Annotated in this window: 16 protein-coding genes and 1 tRNA gene; 9 read left to right on the top strand and 8 right to left on the bottom strand. The window is 58.9% G+C overall.

The window, feature by feature from the left end; all coding sequences use genetic code 11:
• Window positions 1–7 precede the first annotated feature (7 nt).
• From rimO to WBQ96_RS14685, 5 genes are all read right to left on the bottom strand, one after another.
• Window positions 8–1321 carry a 30S ribosomal protein S12 methylthiotransferase RimO gene (gene rimO / locus WBQ96_RS14705; RefSeq protein ID WP_336551045.1) on the bottom strand — a complete coding sequence of 438 codons (1314 nt, stop codon included), beginning with the start codon at window positions 1319–1321 and terminating at the stop codon, window positions 8–10.
• A 202-nt stretch (window positions 1322–1523) separates the two neighbouring features.
• Window positions 1524–2180 (bottom strand): TerC family protein, encoded by a 657-nt coding sequence (locus tag WBQ96_RS14700; protein WP_336551043.1) that lies wholly within the window; start codon window positions 2178–2180, stop codon window positions 1524–1526.
• Window positions 2181–2286: 106 nt separating this feature from the next.
• Window positions 2287–2376, bottom strand: a tRNA-Ser gene (locus WBQ96_RS14695).
• Window positions 2377–2457: 81 nt separating this feature from the next.
• Window positions 2458–3609 (bottom strand): site-specific integrase, encoded by a 1152-nt coding sequence (locus tag WBQ96_RS14690; protein WP_336551041.1) that lies wholly within the window; start codon window positions 3607–3609, stop codon window positions 2458–2460.
• Window positions 3606–3995, bottom strand: a complete 390-nt coding sequence (locus WBQ96_RS14685) for a hypothetical protein (RefSeq protein ID WP_336551039.1) — start codon at window positions 3993–3995, stop codon at window positions 3606–3608. Before WBQ96_RS14685 ends, WBQ96_RS14690 begins: the two co-directional genes overlap by 4 nt.
• 113 nt (window positions 3996–4108) lie before the next feature.
• On the opposite strand from WBQ96_RS14685, the gene WBQ96_RS14680 reads away from it, so the two are divergent.
• The 5 genes from WBQ96_RS14680 (at window position 4109) to WBQ96_RS14660 (ending at window position 6291) form a co-directional block, all read left to right on the top strand.
• On the top strand, window positions 4109–4318 hold the full coding sequence (locus WBQ96_RS14680; protein ID WP_336551037.1) for a DNA-binding protein: 210 nt from the start codon (window positions 4109–4111) through the stop codon (window positions 4316–4318).
• Window positions 4319–4401: 83 nt separating this feature from the next.
• Window positions 4402–4644: a hypothetical protein gene (locus WBQ96_RS14675; protein WP_336551035.1), complete on the top strand. Its 243-nt coding sequence runs from the start codon at window positions 4402–4404 to the stop codon at window positions 4642–4644.
• The gene (locus WBQ96_RS14670; protein WP_336551033.1) at window positions 4641–5186 is read left to right on the top strand and encodes a hypothetical protein; all 546 of its coding nucleotides are present in this window, start codon (window positions 4641–4643) and stop codon (window positions 5184–5186) included. The genes WBQ96_RS14675 and WBQ96_RS14670 overlap by 4 nt, the downstream gene beginning before the upstream one ends.
• A complete protein-coding gene (locus WBQ96_RS14665; RefSeq protein ID WP_336551031.1) occupies window positions 5183–5473 on the top strand; it encodes a DUF6074 family protein in 291 nt (96 codons plus the stop codon). Before WBQ96_RS14670 ends, WBQ96_RS14665 begins: the two co-directional genes overlap by 4 nt.
• A complete protein-coding gene (locus WBQ96_RS14660) occupies window positions 5470–6291 on the top strand; it encodes a ribonuclease H family protein (protein ID WP_336551029.1) in 822 nt (273 codons plus the stop codon). Before WBQ96_RS14665 ends, WBQ96_RS14660 begins: the two co-directional genes overlap by 4 nt.
• Before the next feature lie 890 nt (window positions 6292–7181).
• Here the strand turns inward: WBQ96_RS14660 and WBQ96_RS14655 are convergent.
• The 3 genes from WBQ96_RS14655 to WBQ96_RS14645 form a co-directional block, all read right to left on the bottom strand.
• Window positions 7182–7397 carry a tautomerase family protein gene (locus tag WBQ96_RS14655; protein ID WP_336551027.1) on the bottom strand — a complete coding sequence of 72 codons (216 nt, stop codon included), beginning with the start codon at window positions 7395–7397 and terminating at the stop codon, window positions 7182–7184.
• A 92-nt stretch (window positions 7398–7489) separates the two neighbouring features.
• Window positions 7490–8317 (bottom strand): hypothetical protein, encoded by an 828-nt coding sequence (locus WBQ96_RS14650; protein WP_336551026.1) that lies wholly within the window; start codon window positions 8315–8317, stop codon window positions 7490–7492.
• Window positions 8318–8913: 596 nt separating this feature from the next.
• A complete protein-coding gene (locus tag WBQ96_RS14645; RefSeq protein ID WP_336551025.1) occupies window positions 8914–9117 on the bottom strand; it encodes a hypothetical protein in 204 nt (67 codons plus the stop codon).
• Window positions 9118–9436: 319 nt separating this feature from the next.
• On the opposite strand from WBQ96_RS14645, the gene WBQ96_RS14640 reads away from it, so the two are divergent.
• From WBQ96_RS14640 to WBQ96_RS14625, 4 genes are all read left to right on the top strand, one after another.
• Window positions 9437–9808: a hypothetical protein gene (locus tag WBQ96_RS14640; protein ID WP_336551024.1), complete on the top strand. Its 372-nt coding sequence runs from the start codon at window positions 9437–9439 to the stop codon at window positions 9806–9808.
• Between the two features lie 605 nt (window positions 9809–10413).
• On the top strand, window positions 10414–10851 hold the full coding sequence (locus WBQ96_RS14635) for a P27 family phage terminase small subunit (RefSeq protein ID WP_336551023.1): 438 nt from the start codon (window positions 10414–10416) through the stop codon (window positions 10849–10851).
• 133 nt (window positions 10852–10984) lie between these two features.
• Complete coding sequence (locus tag WBQ96_RS14630) at window positions 10985–12655, top strand: terminase large subunit (RefSeq protein ID WP_336551022.1); 1671 nt, start codon at window positions 10985–10987, stop codon at window positions 12653–12655.
• On the top strand, window positions 12655–15260 hold a 2606-nt coding region (locus WBQ96_RS14625), incomplete at its 3' end, for a phage portal protein (protein ID WP_336551021.1). The genes WBQ96_RS14630 and WBQ96_RS14625, both read left to right, overlap by 1 nt.

Below are 15260 nucleotides of genomic sequence, written 5' to 3'. Positions count from 1 at the left end.
CGACGTCTCAGACGGCCGAGCCGTAGAGATCATAGGCGTCGGCGCTGTCGACCTTGACCGTGACGATATCGCCGGCGCGCAGTGGACGGCGTGACTGGATATGGACCGAGCCGTCGATCTCGGGCGCATCGTATTTGGTCCGGCCCTTGGCCGACGTGCCGTTGGCTTCGTCGATGATGACGGGCAGGCGCTTGCCGATCTTCTTTTGCAGTTGCGTTGCCGAAATCTTCTGCTGGCGCTGCATGAAGCGGTGCCAGCGCGCGTCCTTGACCTCTTCCGGCACCTGTTCCAGGCCAAGGTCGTTAGAGCGTGCGCCTTTGACCGGCTCATATTTGAAGCAGCCGGCGCGGTCGATCTTGGCTTCGTCGAGCCAGTCGAGCAGCATCTCGAAATCCTCGTCCGTCTCGCCGGGAAAGCCGACTATGAAGGTCGAGCGCACGGCAAGATCGGGGCAGACCTCGCGCCAGCCGCGGATGCGATCGAGCGTCTTTTCGCCATGGGCCGGCCGGCGCATGTTCTTCAACACCTGCGGCGAGGCGTGCTGGAAAGGGATGTCGAGATAGGGAAGGATTTTTCCCTCGGCCATCAGCGGAATGACATCGGCGACATGCGGGTAGGGGTAGACATAATGCATGCGCACCCAGATGCCGAGATCGCCAAGCTCCTTCGACAGATCGAGAAACTTTGCCCGGACTTCGCGATCCTGGAAGGTGCTGGTCTGGTATTTGATGTCGATGCCATAGGCGCTCGTATCCTGCGAGATGACGAGGATTTCCTTGACGCCGGCCTTGGCCAGCTTTTCTGCTTCGCGCAGCACGTCGGCGGCCGGCCGCGACACGAGATCGCCGCGCAGGTCGGGGATGATGCAGAAGGTGCAGCGGTTGTTGCAGCCTTCGGAAATCTTCAGATAGGCGTAGTGGCGCGGCGTCAGCTTCACGCCTTGCGGCGGCAGCAGGTCGACATAGGGATCATGTGCGGGCGGTGCCGCCTCATGAACAGCCGCCATGACGCTCTCATAGGCTTGCGGCCCGGTGATGGCGAGCACGTTCGGGTGCTTTTCGCGGATCAGTTCGGGCGTCGCGCCCATGCAGCCGGTGACGATGACCTTGCCGTTTTCCTTCAGCGCGGTGCCGATGGCGTCGAGCGACTCGGTGCGCGCGGAATCAAGAAAGCCGCAGGTGTTGACGACGACCAGATCGGCGCCGTCATGCTTGCGCGAAATCTCATAGCCCTCGGCGCGCAGCCGCGTGAGGATGCGCTCGGAGTCCACAAGGGCTTTGGGGCATCCAAGGCTGACAAAACTGACGCGGGGCGCTGACATAGGTAAATTTCCGAATTCTGCAGCAGAACCATCATGGGGCAGGCCCGGCATATGGCAATCATGCTGAAACGACAAAAGAGCCTGCACCGACCGCCTCCGGCAGCATCAGGCTCACAAGTTGCGGCGCAATATCACAGTTTTTGCAGAATGGATATCGGCGTCATGCGACGCCGATATTTTCAGTGCCGACCGTTGCTTGCCGCTACAGTGGATTCGGCAGGAGAGGCGATACCTCCAAGTAGCCGCGATAGATCATGTCCACCGCCACATAGAAAATGATCGCAAGGCCGATATAGGCGATCCATGGGTAGCGATGAAGCACCCTGGCGATGAAGCTGGCGGCGAGGCCCATCAGCGCGATCGAAAGCACCAGGCCGATGATGAGGACGGTGAAATGATCGCGCGCAGCACCTGCAACGGCCAGAACGTTGTCCAGCGACATGGAAACGTCGGCTATTACGATCTGGATCGCTGCCTGCATCAAGGTCTTGCGCGGCGCGCCCTTGGCAACCGAGCCATCCGCGTTGAGATCGGAATTGGATAGCGCTTCGTTGGCCGCGTCGCTTTCGGCATGCGATGTGCGCAGCTCGCGCCACATTTTCCAGCACACCCACAGCAGGAGGATGCCGCCGGCAAGCAGCAGTCCGACGATGGCCAGGAGTTTCACCGTGATGGCCGCAAATCCGATACGAAGCACGGTTGCGGCGATGACACCGATCAGGATAGCGCGCTTGCGCTGTTCAGCCGGCAAACCCGCCGCCGCAAGGCCGATGACGATCGCATTGTCACCGGCAAGCACGAGATCGATGGCAATGACCTGCAACAGCGCGGTAAAGCCCGCAGCCGTGAAAACTTCCATCTGTCGGCGCCTTTCGCTTTTCAGCTTTAGTGACGCACGGGCCTAGCGTGCGAAGTCCGCATGCGTCAAGTGGTCACTGGCCGGGGCGATCGGAAATCGGGCGTATTGGCGGAGGGAGTGGGATTCGAACCCACGGTGAGCTTGCACCCACGCCGGTTTTCAAGACCGGTGCCTTAAACCGCTCGGCCATCCCTCCAAGGATTGATTTCATTAGCTTTTTCAGCTTTCTGCCAACCTTAAATCAGGTCGCTGCTACCGAATTGCTACCGAACGCCTTTTACGGCTTCGCCTTTACCGCGCTCCGGATCGCTGCGTCAACCTGTTCTGCTGCATCTGCCTGCATTCCGGGCATCACATGGGAATATAGATCCAGGGTGATCCCGATTGTCGAGTGGCCGAGTCGCTCGCTCGCTATTTTCGGATGAACGCCAGAAGACAGCATCTGCGAGGCGTGGGTGTGTCTGAGGTCATGGAAGCGTATCCGGGGCAGGGACGTCTTTCCGATCACCCGCACCCACTCGTGCGTCAGGGAACGCGGCTGTAGCGGGCTGCCGTCCACCTGGGCGACAACGAAGCTTTCCGCTTCCGGACGAACGCCGAGGCGTAGCTGTTCCTCTGCCTGCCGCGCACGGTGCGCCTTGAGTTCCGTGACCACAGTCGACGACATGGCAACGGTTCTGGCCTTGCCGGATTTCGGCTCCTTGTAGCGGACACCGTCCTTCGTCTGCTCGGCACTCTCGATCACAGCGATCGACTTGCCTTCGAGATCGACATTCCGCCAGCGCAATGCCAGGGCCTCGCCGCGGCGCAATCCGCACATGACCGCAAGCAGGGTAGGGATGAACATCCGCGTCGGCCGCAATTCGTCGATCAACGTTGCCGTCTGGCTGGCGTCGTAGGCCAGCATCTTCTTGCGCTCGAGCTTGGGCGGGGTAGTGGCGACAGCAGGGTTCTTCGTCAGGCGATCCCAGGTCACGGCCTGATTAAGTGCCTTGATGAGCACGCGCCGCATGTGGTGGACCGTGCGAGGCGAAAGCCCTCCCTTGCCATCCCGGCGGCCCTCCGTGAGCGCCTTGGCGAAGGCGCCGTCAATCCGGTCAGTCTTGAGCTTCGCGAGCGTCACGTCGCCCAGGAGAGGAGCCACGCCCTTCTGCAGGATCTCCGCATAGCGTTCATGGGTTTTCGGCGCGACCGACGGCTTCACGAACTTCAGCCATTCGTTCAGGTACTCGGATATCGTCTGCTTCGTCGGCTCGACGTAGTTGCCGCTCTTGATGGCCGTGATCAGCCGCGAGCATTCTTCCTCAGCCTTCCGCTTCGAAGTCGTGTGGAAGGTGTGCCACTTCCGCCGACGCTTGCCTTTCTCGTCATAGATATCGAGGACGATCGCCCATTTGCCGGGGCTGCGCTCGGTGACGTGGCCTTTCATTCGTCCTGCTCCCCTTCGATAGCAAGCTTCTTCAGAGTGGCATCGCGTTCAAGCATCGTCTCAATTCTAGGGTCCATCGCGTAACGTCTTGCTCGACTGATCGTAACGAGAGCGTCGGTAAGGAATGCGCGCAGCCTGTTAAGATCCTCAGAGCTAGGCGACCTTGGTTTTTCGTCGACCAATTCAAGGAGCGGGGACAGATTGGCGACCTGACTGCCGGCAAAATAGTCGAGCGATAGACCCATCTGAACGAGTCGGCGCACGGCTTCCGACCGCGACGGCACTCTATTCGCATAGCGCCAATCATCGATCGCTCTAATCTCGTCCGCCGTGATCTTCACATGCAGGCGTTCGGTTTCGCTGTTGCCAAGTTTTGGCCGGGCCATTCGCACACACTCCGGGAAAAGTACATATCGTGCGCACAAATGTGTTGCAAGTAGTTTAACGTCACGTCATATTCTCATTCGTGCACACGAAACGCACATAACGAGGATAGACAATGACCCTAAACGAAGCACTGTCCCGACCGACTATCTCGGTCCCCGACGCCGGTAGGCTGTTTTTCGGGCTTGCGCGGAACGCAGCTTATGAAGCCGCGAAGGCTGGCGACATTCCGACGATCAAGATCGGCGGCCGGATCATGGTGCCGGTTGTACCGCTGGCTGAAAAGCTTGGCTTGCGCGCGACCATCGGGAAGGTGGCTGCATGATTGCCATCCAGAAAGCAAACGACGCGGCATCGGCTGGCACCGACCCGCGTCACGGTTCAATCGATTCCAAGGAGGAGATCAGTATGAACGACAGGAAGCATATCACGTGGAGCAACCCACGTTCAATCGACCCGACTGTCCTCAGCGACATTCGAGACGAGCTTTATCGCGCTGCAGCACTTTGCGAGGCGCTTCACCATGCCATGGACGGGGCGAGGATCTCAAACGGCTTTACCGAACTCCTACTGACGGTCGAGAACGTCATAGACGGTGCAGCCGAGCGCGTTCACGTCCTGACGTTTCCAGAGGGGAGGGCGGCTGCGTGACGGCCGCTCCTGCGCTGCGGTTTATGTGGCTTGAGGCATTGGTCTCTTCGCCCGTCTTGAAAACAAAGACGGGCGCCATTCGGACAGGATTGGCGCTAGCGGCATTCTACTACAACGAAGAGAAGGGCATGGCGTGGCCCTCGCGCAAGGAGCTTGCTAGGCGTCTGAACTCTGCTCCGGAGCGTGTGTCCGAATGGCTCGGTGTGCTTCACGGGGCTGGAGCGATCCACCTGCAAAAGAAGGGGCCATTGGCCCCACTCTTCGGACAAGCCGCCGACCCCCGATCCCTGATTATCAGGCTCGATTTCCAGTGGGCTCATGCGGTGATCGTGGCAAAGAATTCAGCCGCAAAACTACAGGGGAAATCGGTTCCAAAGAAGAAGCGATCGGTGACGAGGCTCGTCACTGAATCGATGACGAGGCCCGTCACCTATGTTGATGACGAGGCTCGTCACACTAATCCACCAACCTTTATCCAGATAGATCCAGAGAAAGAACAAGATCGCCTTGAACCGGAAACACGCAGGAGGGCAGTTCCGTGAATCAGCTTTCCCTACTCAACTGGTGTCCACCAAATCGCATTATAGCCTTTCCCCTGTCGCGGCGTCGGAGCCTAGTTCTCAGGACGGCTGAGATGCTGACCTGCATCCATGGCGATGAAGCATCGATGTTCTGGCGACACCTCATCGTTGATTTGCGCACCGAACTTGACGCCCGCGGGATGCCAGCGGACGCAATCCGGGCCGAACTGAACGCCTTCTTTGACGCAGTGCAGATTGAACTGCAGTCCCGACACTTCCGGGACCAGCAGCCTGGAGGCGTAGCATGATCGGGCGATACGGCAATGCTTACCAGTTTCCCGACGAGTTGGCCGTGTTGCGGTCTTGGCTGCAGAGACGCGGGCTTGATGTCGATTCGTTGAAATCCGATCGCCAGGCGGCATATTTGGCGCAACGACTCCTCGGTACGAAATTCAAGTTTCCGCCTAAAGGTGCGGCGTGCTTTCCCGTCTTACAGCGAATGGAGAAGACGATTCTCACTGGTTCCAGTGTCCCCCGCAGTTCATCGTCGGAACTGCGGGATGCTGGTTCCCGTTCGGCACCGAAAAGTCTTTCACAACAGAATACTTTTCGAGAGCGAACTCGGGATTTTCCGCGATACGAGCGCGCCGTGCCTCCGGGTCTCGTCATCTATGCTGACGGCGCCTGCCACCCGAACCCCGGAATCGGCGGATGGGGTTACGCGGTCTATCGAGACGGAACCGAGATCCATTCCGAGTGCGGCGGCGACCTTCAGGCCACCAATCAAACGATGGAACTTACGGCCGCGCTTATGGCGTTGCGGTGGTTTGCCAATCGCGGCTTAGTAGAGCCGTTTCGGCTGTTTTCGGACAGTCTGTACGTCGTGAACGGCTCGAACAATTGGCGTCACAAATGGAAGCGCTGGGACTGGAAGCGGGGCCAAACTGCTGGCACCGTCAAGAACTTGGAGTTATGGCAGGCGCTCGACGAGGCGCTGACGCTGGTTCCGATCACATTGGAATGGGTGAAAGGCCACGTCGGCATCGTTGGCAATGAACGCGCAGACGAGCTTTCTGAGTTGGGCCGCAAAGCGATTCTGCTCATGCCGGCACTTGTCGATGGATAACCTTATCAAAAAATCTTGGCCAGTATTACTAAATGATATCAATTGGTTGCTGTCTTCTAGAAGCACTGGGTGGATATCTTGGCGTTGAAAATTGTAATTTTCAATGCAGATAGCCCGGTATCCGGGTGCTTTGCGCCCAGACGCTTACATGGGTAGCCCTGCGTACTCCCGCTGATGCTGGTTGGGCGCGAAGCGTTAGAGAAGGACCGCGAGCATTGGTTTGATCATCAGGGTTTTCCAGAACTGATGCGCGAATAGCCGCAGTGCAGGCTCTGACGGCGGCAGAATGTCTCCCGCCGCCCGGTAGTATGGTCGACCCCGCCGCTTTCAACGGTTTATTCCATTGGTGCAGCCGTCCCCGCCGGACCGGTCTGTGCCGTAGTGCCTGCGGTAGGTGCGATAGGTGCCGGCTGCGTCATGGTTGTCGTTGGTGCGGCCGTTTCGCTCTGACTACCAGAGCAGCCGGCAAGGGCCATAAGAAAAAGTCCGAGCGCCGGTAGAATTTTCATAGAGTTCATGTGTTCCTCGTATGGATTGTACCCCCGGCGCGCGCATGGGACAAAAAATATCGCGCTAAGGTCAACCGCCGCACGGTTATTTTTCAGTCACGATTACTGACAGAGGTTCACAACAATCTATAGCAGCTTCTGCGGACGCCGGATTATCTTGCATTGCCCGTTGCGCGTAATCCTCCACGCCGCATGGGTGTTGCGGCTGGTGAGTAGGCGAAAGCTTGGCTCCCAGCCGCTTTTCATTTCACCAGGTGGATTACAGTCCGTCGTGCTGCAGCAGATATTTCCAGCAGCGTAGGGAAGTGGTCGTCCCGCCGGGCTCAAACTTGGAGAGCGTCGGTTCTGATGGCGGCTCGACAAGGCGGCGGCATGAAAGGACTAGGGTTTCTCGCCCTCGGCCTGTTGCCACAGCTCTGTCAGCGACAGGCCCTTGCGGCCCCAGTTGTCGGTATCGATCTCGTCGATCACGACGAAGACGAATTCCGGGTTCCGTCCCAACTCTTCGACCAGCACATCAGTCATTCGTTTGATGACAGCTTTCTTCTGATCGACCGAGGCAACGCCCTTGGCGATCTCAACGCGAACGATCGGCATGCCAATCTCCCCAATCCTCGACATGAGAGCTTCGCGCATGGCTTGGCAAAGGGCAAGATGGCATAGAAGTCCGCAGGCACTTCCTGCGCAGGTCAGCTATTGTCCCGCAATCGCAAGCCGCCGCCCATCTCTACGCCGCGCTTCCGGAGTTCGAGGAGCAAGCTCAGATCCTTCGGCGGCTTGTTAGTGACAACCTCGACTTTTTCCAGATTTGGCAATGCGAGCAGAGGGCTGAAGTCCGTCACTTTCGGGCAATAGAAAATCTTCAAATGTTTCAAAAATGGCCACTTCTCAAGGAACGCGATAGTGGAGAGCCCTGACAAGTTATGAAGCCAGGCTGTCGTGATATTTGGATTATCTGACATCAGGTTTACAGTTTCGATCTTTGTGTCGGCGATCTGGATGGAACAAATGCTGCCACAACTGTTCACGACCTCCTCATCATAGCCGATGATCCCCAGATGTTCCAACGAGGCGTTGTCGCCGATGAACGCGCGAAGCTTGCCACTGCCATCGGCCCGGGCTGACAGGAAGCGCAAAGACGGAAAATCGACTCGCGTGAAATAGATCGGATGCTTGTCGAGCCAAATATAGTCCAGCCTACAGGGCGGCCCGTCATAGGATTTGCAGCTCGACTTGGTGCCGAACATCGAAAAGCCGAAAGCGATCTCGGGAAAAAGGGTGCTAAGTTCAGCGCTGAGCTCGCCTTCAAAATTGATATAGTTCAGCCCGAATTGCTTGAATCTCTCAACCCAGGACGCGACACGGCTCTTGTCTCTAACCCTGAACTGCACGTTGGCATTTTGGTGATGGTATTGCTCTGCTTCCTCTTCGCCATAAAAGGCAAGCCTTGACGAGGGGTCCCAGCCCGGCGGTGGGCCGATATAGACGAGCTCACTAGCCGCGGGCACCTTAAGCATTCTCCGAAACCTCCTATCCTTGTGGGACCGTTACCAGATCAGCCCGTTTCCACACAGCCTCCACCCTCTCGCGGCATTCGGAATTTTTGCTGATGGGCAAGGCACCGGCGACCTACCGCGAGCCGGAAGGACCGGTTCGTGGGAGGGTACCATGCGTTAGATTCTATCCACTAGCAGCCGATCACGCGACAACAGCGTGATGTCGCTCCCGAGGAGCTGTTTGTAACCCATTTTGCTAGTCATTTTTGGCATGGCTGCAGAAAAGCATATTGGCCTGCAGGCGGCAATCAGGACGGCGGACGGACGAGGCTAAGCCGGGGTGGGAAGCGAGCGGGTCAATCCCGGCGAGATGCGTCGATGCGAAGTGAGTTGTACGCCCCGCACCTCAGACACCGCATGTGACGCTCAAATAAGGCGTTGTTCGCCGCAGTATCAAAAATTTCGAGGTTAGCACTGCACTCTGGGCACGGAATTTGCGCATCTTTGTCTTTGGCAGCGGCGATCCCGGCCTTCACCCAGCCAGGTTGAAGCGTTCCTACCATTGTGCATCACCGTTGCGTACGAACATGGGAAAGCGTGCGGTCCAGCCGGCCAGATCACCACCAGCCGAACGATTGACCGAACGGGTGGATACCCGCGAGCAGCGCCCCCACCGTACCGAGAGTCAGAAGAACAATCTGGTAGGTTTCCAAGGAGACCTTCTTTTCCAGAATGACAGTCTCGCCTTTCCAATAGAGGCGGCCCTTTTCATCAAGTTGGAAGTTGTTCAACTCATCGAGGCCGATCGTTCGCAAGCTCATGGCAATCCTCCCCAACCCACGTCATGAGAGCTTCGCCCAGTCGCTCGCGAAGGGCAAGATGGGGCCTTGGGATTGAGCTAATCGAGAGGTCGTGAATGTGTTTGTCGAGGGCAATCTCGATGCCTCTTCTGACGCCCACCAAAAATGGGGTCAGATGGCCTGGCGTGCCTGGCTGACCCGGGGTTCCGGGCATTCCTGCTGCGGTCCCGCGAATTGAGCGATAGCCAATTTCAAACCCATCACTGAATGAACCACTCCTAATGATGTCGATTGCCATGGTTGCCCTCACGTCTGAAAAAACAATCAAAGGAAATCACACATGGCGCTGACCGACAAGCGCCCGCACCTCCGCCGGCCAGAAGCAGAGGCCTATCGCAAACTCTACCGAGACAAGCGCTGGTGTGGTCCGCACGGTATCCGTCGGCAGGCGCTGGTGCGAGACCTGTTCACCTGCCGGCGGTGCGGCTGCCTACTGATCACCGGCAACCGGCATCATCCGCGCGCCGCGGTGGTCAACCACAAGACGCCGCACAAGGGCGACGAGAGCTTGTTCTTCTGCCTGGAGAACACGGAAAGCGTCTGCAAGACCGATCATGACGCGCTGATTCAGAAGGAGGAAGCACGAGGTTATGCGATCGGGTCGGATATTCACGGTCGGCCGGTCGACCCGGATCATCCGTGGAATCGCTAGTGTGTGCCGAAGTCGTTATACGGCGTGGACAAGACGACAGAGCAGTAAATTTCAAGCAGCGCTTGTCGTGTCTGATCGGTCTCTTCGACGAAACGATAGTCCATCCGCCTGATGCGCGCCTTGGCTCCCTTAAACGCTTCCGCAAACTCAGTCTGCAAAATGAGCCCAGAACGGCTACTGGCGTCACTTCGATACGATGCCCGAGTCTGCCCGGTTGCTTCTCGGGCAAGACGAAAGGCAAAGGCCGCCATGCGATGCGTGGCACCAGGAAGACAGTGCCTGCCATACCGTGCACGCAAGCCGTTCGATCTACCAATGTAAAGATGGCGATTGTCCTCGCTAAATAGATAGACACCGCTCTGGGGCATGTCTCTCGGCAACGCCCCGTCGCGGCAAGGCGTCATGGATAAAAGCTTCTCGTAAGACGGGTGCAGTGTTTCGATCGTCAGTGCGAAGCTGGGATGCATACCAATTGACCTTGCGTTGTCGAATTCAAGCGTACGGGGGGCGGGTCAAAAGTCCAGAGCCGTTCTCTCAGAGACCCGCGTCCCCCATGCGTTCGCACTGAGGTCAATTTTGGAAGGGGGGGATGATCGGAAAATTCGATGGAAATGACTGCAATTCCCGGCGGTGACGGCACGCCGAGCGAGCCGGACTGGGCGTCGCTGTATGCCGACGAGTTCGACATTGCGGCGGCGCACGAGGAGTGGGGGATCGTCATTCGCGAGCTGAAAGACGCCGTGACGCTTTCGGTCTCCAACGGGCATTCGATCCGTCGCCTGGTGGAGTTTCGTGTCCAGTACGAGCGCGCCTCGAGACACGTTGCCGAGCACGGCCCGATCCTGAAGCCGACCAACAAGAAGGCGAAGGTCGGCCAGTGGAACCCATACTGGTCGGTAATGAAGCAGGCCAGCGAGACCATCCGAGCCCTCGAAACCGAGCTCGGCCTTGCGCCGGTTCGCCGTGGCAACGCGACAAAGGTGGTTCGTGGCAAGAAAAGTCCAAGGGCGGCGGACGCCTATATCCGACCAGTTTCAAAATGACCCGACGAGCCGGTATGCGGCTGACGTCATAGCCGGAAGGATTGTCGCAGGCGAACACCATATCGCTGCGGCCGAACGCCATCTGAAGGATCTGCGCGACGCTCCGGGCCGTGGCCTTCACTGGCGGCCGGAGATGGCGTCTCGGGCGATCGGGTTTCCGCCGGCGGTCTTGAGCATCACCGCGGGTGCGCACGAGGGCAGGCCCTTCAACCTGCTGCCCTGGCAAGTGTTCTGCACCGGCAGTCTTTTCGGCTGGCGGACTTCCACCGGTAGGATGCGCTTCCGATCGGCATGGGTCGAGACTGGGAAAGGACAGGCCAAGTCGCCGTGGATGGCGGCGATCGGGCTGTATCTGCTTGGGTATTATGGCGTTGCTCGATCCGAGGTCTACTCGATCGGCCAGGACCGCAAGACAGCGAATGTGCTGTTCAAGGATGCTGTCGCCATGTGCCGGGCGCCAGTGCCGGCGGCGGACGGCGAAGAAATAGACGCCGAAGACACGCTTGAAAACCGAGGCGAAGTCGTCATTCGCGGGGAGGGCGACAACGCCTGGAAGATCGAGCACCTCGACACGGGATCAAAGTTTCAGGCGCTGGCCAACGGGGAATCCATCTCCGGGCCGCGACCGACGGCGATCCTCGCTGACGAGATACATGAGTTCAAGGCAAACGACTCGATCGAGACATGGAAGCGCGCCATCGCCAAGATGCCGGGTGACGCGATCATGATCCTCGGGACCAACACGCCGGCATCGACGCAGATCGTCGGTACCGACTATAGCGAACACTATCAGCGGGTCGTGAAGGGTGACGTCGACGACGACAGCGCATTCGCCTTCATCGCCCGCGTAGACAAGGAAGACCGGGAGACGGTTTTCGATAATGAGAATTGCTGGCCGAAAGCCCTTCCGGCGCTCGGCACGACCTTCCCGATCGAAAACATCCGCGGCGAGGTCAACACGGCGCGTGTGCTGCTGTCGACCGCGTTTTCGGTCAAGCGGCTCTATTTCGGCATCCCGATTGGATCGACTGACTTCTGGATCGCCGAGCAGGCTTGGGCGGCCGTGCAGGTGCCAGTTGACCCCGTCAGGCAGAAGGGCCGTAAGTGCTGGCTCTCGCTGGACCTTTCGGACAAGAACGACCTGACAGCACTGTCGGCGGCTTGGGGTGGCGACGACGAAAAAGTCGCCGTCAAGACTTGGTACTGGACCACGCAGAGCGGTTTGAAGGAGCGGGCGCTCGCCGACAACGCGAAGTATGTCGAGTGGGCTGCCGATCCGAAAGTCGACTTCACCGCGGTTCCTGGCGCCGTGATCGACAAAACGTTCGTTGCGGAACAGGTGAAACAGGTATGCGCCGAGCACGAGGTCGAGTTCCTCGCGTTCGACAGCGCTGGCATCGCCGACTTCATCGCGGCATGTGAAGCCATCGGCTTCCCGGTTTGGCGATACAAGGGACCGGGCGAACCGGAGGGCGTCGGGCTGAAGCTCGTCGCTCACGGCCAGGGCAAGCGCATCGTATTCGAGGATCGCGCGCTCTGCATGCCGCGCTCGGTCGAAAAGCTTGAAGATCGAATCCTTGCCGAGACGATCGAGATCGACAATTCGCCGGTCACCTACATGTGCGCCGGCAATGCGTTTCTGGACAGTGACGGCCAAGGCAACCGCGCTTTCGACAAGCAGCGGAGCAGGGGCCGTATCGACGGTATCGTCACGATCGCGATGGCGACCGGGGCGGCCGACAACGAACTTGGAGGCGTTCCCGTGGACATCGACGATCTGATCAAGAATGCGATGGTGGTCTGATGGCCGTGTTCGGACTGAACGGTTGGTTCGGCAGCCTTCTCTTCGGAGGCTCCCGTTACCAGGCAAAGTTGACGGAAGACACTTCCAGCCGGCCGGAGATCAAGACCATCACGCCGAACGTCGCGATGCAACTCGCGACCGTGTGGGCTTGCGTTCGGCTTCTTTCGGAGACGATCGGCACCCTCCCGCTCGGCGTCTACCGCAAGGATGATAAGGGCCGGAGAAGTGCTGACAACAGTCATACCCTTTACAGCTTGCTCCACGACAGCCCGAACGCGGACATGTCGGCAGCCGAGTTCTGGGAGGCCTGCGTCGCCTGCATCTGTTTGTGGGGCAATTTCTATGCGGAGAGGGTGGAGGTCGCAGGCGGTTTATCGTCGTTGAACTTTCTCCAGCCGCAGCTGATGGAGGTTAACCGGCCCGTTCCGCAGCCGATCATTGACTGGTTCGCCACGGCTTCATCGATCACTGACAGCACAGGCATGCAACGACGCCCGGCAATCCTCCTGGCTTGGGACGGTGATCAGCGCGACGTTGAAGCGGTCGCCTTCGAGGTTCGCAAAGCAAGCAATCTTGCCGTCGATTATCGGGGCCGAACAGACAATCCCGAGGCGGGCGCGATCCTCATATCGCAAAACCTTCTGCCGCTGACGGCATATCAGGTTCGGGGCCGGTATTTGCCGCGCTCGGATCGCGAAACCCTCTGGTCGGATTGGCTGGCGGTTACCACGCTCGAACTGCTGATCAACTCTGTCGATATCTTCGACAATGCCATCATCCGCAACAAGATCGCGGACGCGGCGATCGATGCGGCAAAGCTTGAGAATGAGGCGGTCACCGAACTGAAACTGGCAGCCGAGGCCGTTTCGACGGCAAAGCTTCAGGTCGGCGCTGTCACTGAAGCGATCCTGGCTTCCGGGGCGGTATCTGCCGCCAAGATACAGGATGCCGCTCTTACCATCTCGAAGTTCGCTTCTGGCATTCGTCCGGTCGAGATACTTCCTGCCTTGCCGGCGACGGGTAATTTCGCCGGGCGTATGGTGTTCCTGACGACGGACGGCAAGCTCTATCGCCATACCGGCTCGCCTTCGGGCGCGGCAGGCTTCACAGCCGCCACGGCTGCCGGCGATCTTGTTGGTGAGATCACGTCGACCCAGATCAGCGATGGGGCGATCTCGACGCCCAAGCTAGCGGCCGGCGCGGTCGTTGCGAATTCGATCGCCACCAATGCGGTGACATCCGACAAGATCCTTGCTGGCTCTATCGTTGCCGGCAAGATCGCGGCTGGTGCTGTAAGTGCTACAGAAATCGCCTCTCAGTCGATCATCGCCAGCAAGCTTTTCCTTCAGGACTACAGCAACATTTATCCCGACTACGATATGGTTGATCCGGCGTTCTACAGCGGAACGGCTACGGGCTACTCATTCGTTGCATCGGCCAGCGGCCAGACCGGGCTTAACTTCCTTGCTGTCCCGAACACGCCTGCAACGCAAACCTATGTCACGACAGGGTATATCCCGATCGAGGACACTGTCGAGCATTACGCCAAGGGCACTATCTGGAACCTTTCGGGCGGCAATGTCACGCTGGTGTTTCAGACGTTCTCTGTCGATGCTGCCGGCGCGCTGACGCTGCTCAACTCCTATACGGTCGGCAATACGACAAACACGGCGATGACCGACGTCGCGGTGAATATCCCCGCAGTCGCCGGGGCGCGTCGTGGCCGCTTCGTTGTGTATAACAATGTGCCGAGCACGAATGCCGTTCGCGCCGCAGCGCTGGTGCTTCGTCGCAAGTCGACTGCGGAACTGATCGTCGATGGATCGATCATCGCTGACAAGCTCGCTACGAACTCCGTCACCACGGCCAAGATCGCGGCGGGCTCCGTCACTGCAACAGAAATCGCGACCAACGCGATCACCGCCGTCAAAATCCAGGCAGGCTCGATTACCGGCGCAAAGATCGCAGCGGGCACCATTACCGGCGACAAGCTGGTCGCCAGCACGATCACCGCCCGTGAGATGATCCTGACGGATTATACAAATCTCGCAATCGAACCATCTTTCGAGAACCAGGGTGCAGCGTGGACGCTCGGCGCCAACGCGACGATTGTCGATGACGATGTGTCCGCAGGTACCTCATTCAGTGGTCGCTATTCCCTGGCCGTTACCGGCGCTGCCGCAGTTGCAGCAGGCAGCACCAACTTCATCAAAGTCGCGCCCGGTGACCAGTTCCTGCTTGTCGGCGTGGCAAAGCGGGTATCGGCAAGCGGCATCATTCAGGTCCGGGTCCGCCTCACCAACAAGAGCGGCGGGTTTGTCTCGACGCAAGCAATCACGTTCCCGGCCGATCAATCCGGCGCAGACTATGTGCGTCTGGCCGCGAACATCACCATTCCGGACGTCACCAGTGCCGCTTTTGCGCAGGTCGATGTCAACCTGCCGTCAGCTATTACCGGCACCTGGCGCGTCGGCTATGTCGGGCTTTTCCGGCGCGCAAACGCGGAACTGATCGTCGACGGTGCTATTACGGCCGGGAAGATCGCGGCAAACTCGATCACGGCTGGCATGATCGCGGCGGGTGCAATCACCGCGAACAAGATCGC

The organism is Mesorhizobium sp. CCNWLY176, assembly GCF_037153935.1.
Lineage (GTDB): Bacteria > Pseudomonadota > Alphaproteobacteria > Rhizobiales > Rhizobiaceae > Mesorhizobium_M > Mesorhizobium_M zhangyense.
Note: the sequence above shows the minus strand (reverse complement) of the source record. Positions and strands in the feature narration are given on the sequence as shown.

Bases quoted from the DNA above. Each gene is read 5' to 3' on its own strand.
- WBQ96_RS14645 (WP_336551025.1), bottom strand. From the start codon at position 9,117: ATGAGCTTGCGAACGATCGGCCTCGATGAGTTGAACAACTTCCAACTT.
- rimO (WP_336551045.1), bottom strand. From the start codon at position 1,321: ATGTCAGCGCCCCGCGTCAGTTTTGTCAGCCTTGGATGCCCCAAAGCC.
- WBQ96_RS14655 (WP_336551027.1), bottom strand. From the start codon at position 7,397: ATGCCGATCGTTCGCGTTGAGATCGCCAAGGGCGTTGCCTCGGTCGAT.
- WBQ96_RS14630 (WP_336551022.1), top strand. From the start codon at position 10,985: ATGGCGTCTCGGGCGATCGGGTTTCCGCCGGCGGTCTTGAGCATCACC.
- WBQ96_RS14700 (WP_336551043.1), bottom strand. From the start codon at position 2,180: ATGGAAGTTTTCACGGCTGCGGGCTTTACCGCGCTGTTGCAGGTCATT.
- WBQ96_RS14680 (WP_336551037.1), top strand. From the start codon at position 4,109: ATGACCCTAAACGAAGCACTGTCCCGACCGACTATCTCGGTCCCCGAC.
- WBQ96_RS14685 (WP_336551039.1), bottom strand. From the start codon at position 3,995: ATGGCCCGGCCAAAACTTGGCAACAGCGAAACCGAACGCCTGCATGTG.
- WBQ96_RS14675 (WP_336551035.1), top strand. From the start codon at position 4,402: ATGAACGACAGGAAGCATATCACGTGGAGCAACCCACGTTCAATCGAC.
- WBQ96_RS14635 (WP_336551023.1), top strand. From the start codon at position 10,414: ATGGAAATGACTGCAATTCCCGGCGGTGACGGCACGCCGAGCGAGCCG.
- WBQ96_RS14640 (WP_336551024.1), top strand. From the start codon at position 9,437: ATGGCGCTGACCGACAAGCGCCCGCACCTCCGCCGGCCAGAAGCAGAG.
- WBQ96_RS14660 (WP_336551029.1), top strand. From the start codon at position 5,470: ATGATCGGGCGATACGGCAATGCTTACCAGTTTCCCGACGAGTTGGCC.
- WBQ96_RS14650 (WP_336551026.1), bottom strand. From the start codon at position 8,317: ATGCTTAAGGTGCCCGCGGCTAGTGAGCTCGTCTATATCGGCCCACCG.
- WBQ96_RS14690 (WP_336551041.1), bottom strand. From the start codon at position 3,609: ATGAAAGGCCACGTCACCGAGCGCAGCCCCGGCAAATGGGCGATCGTC.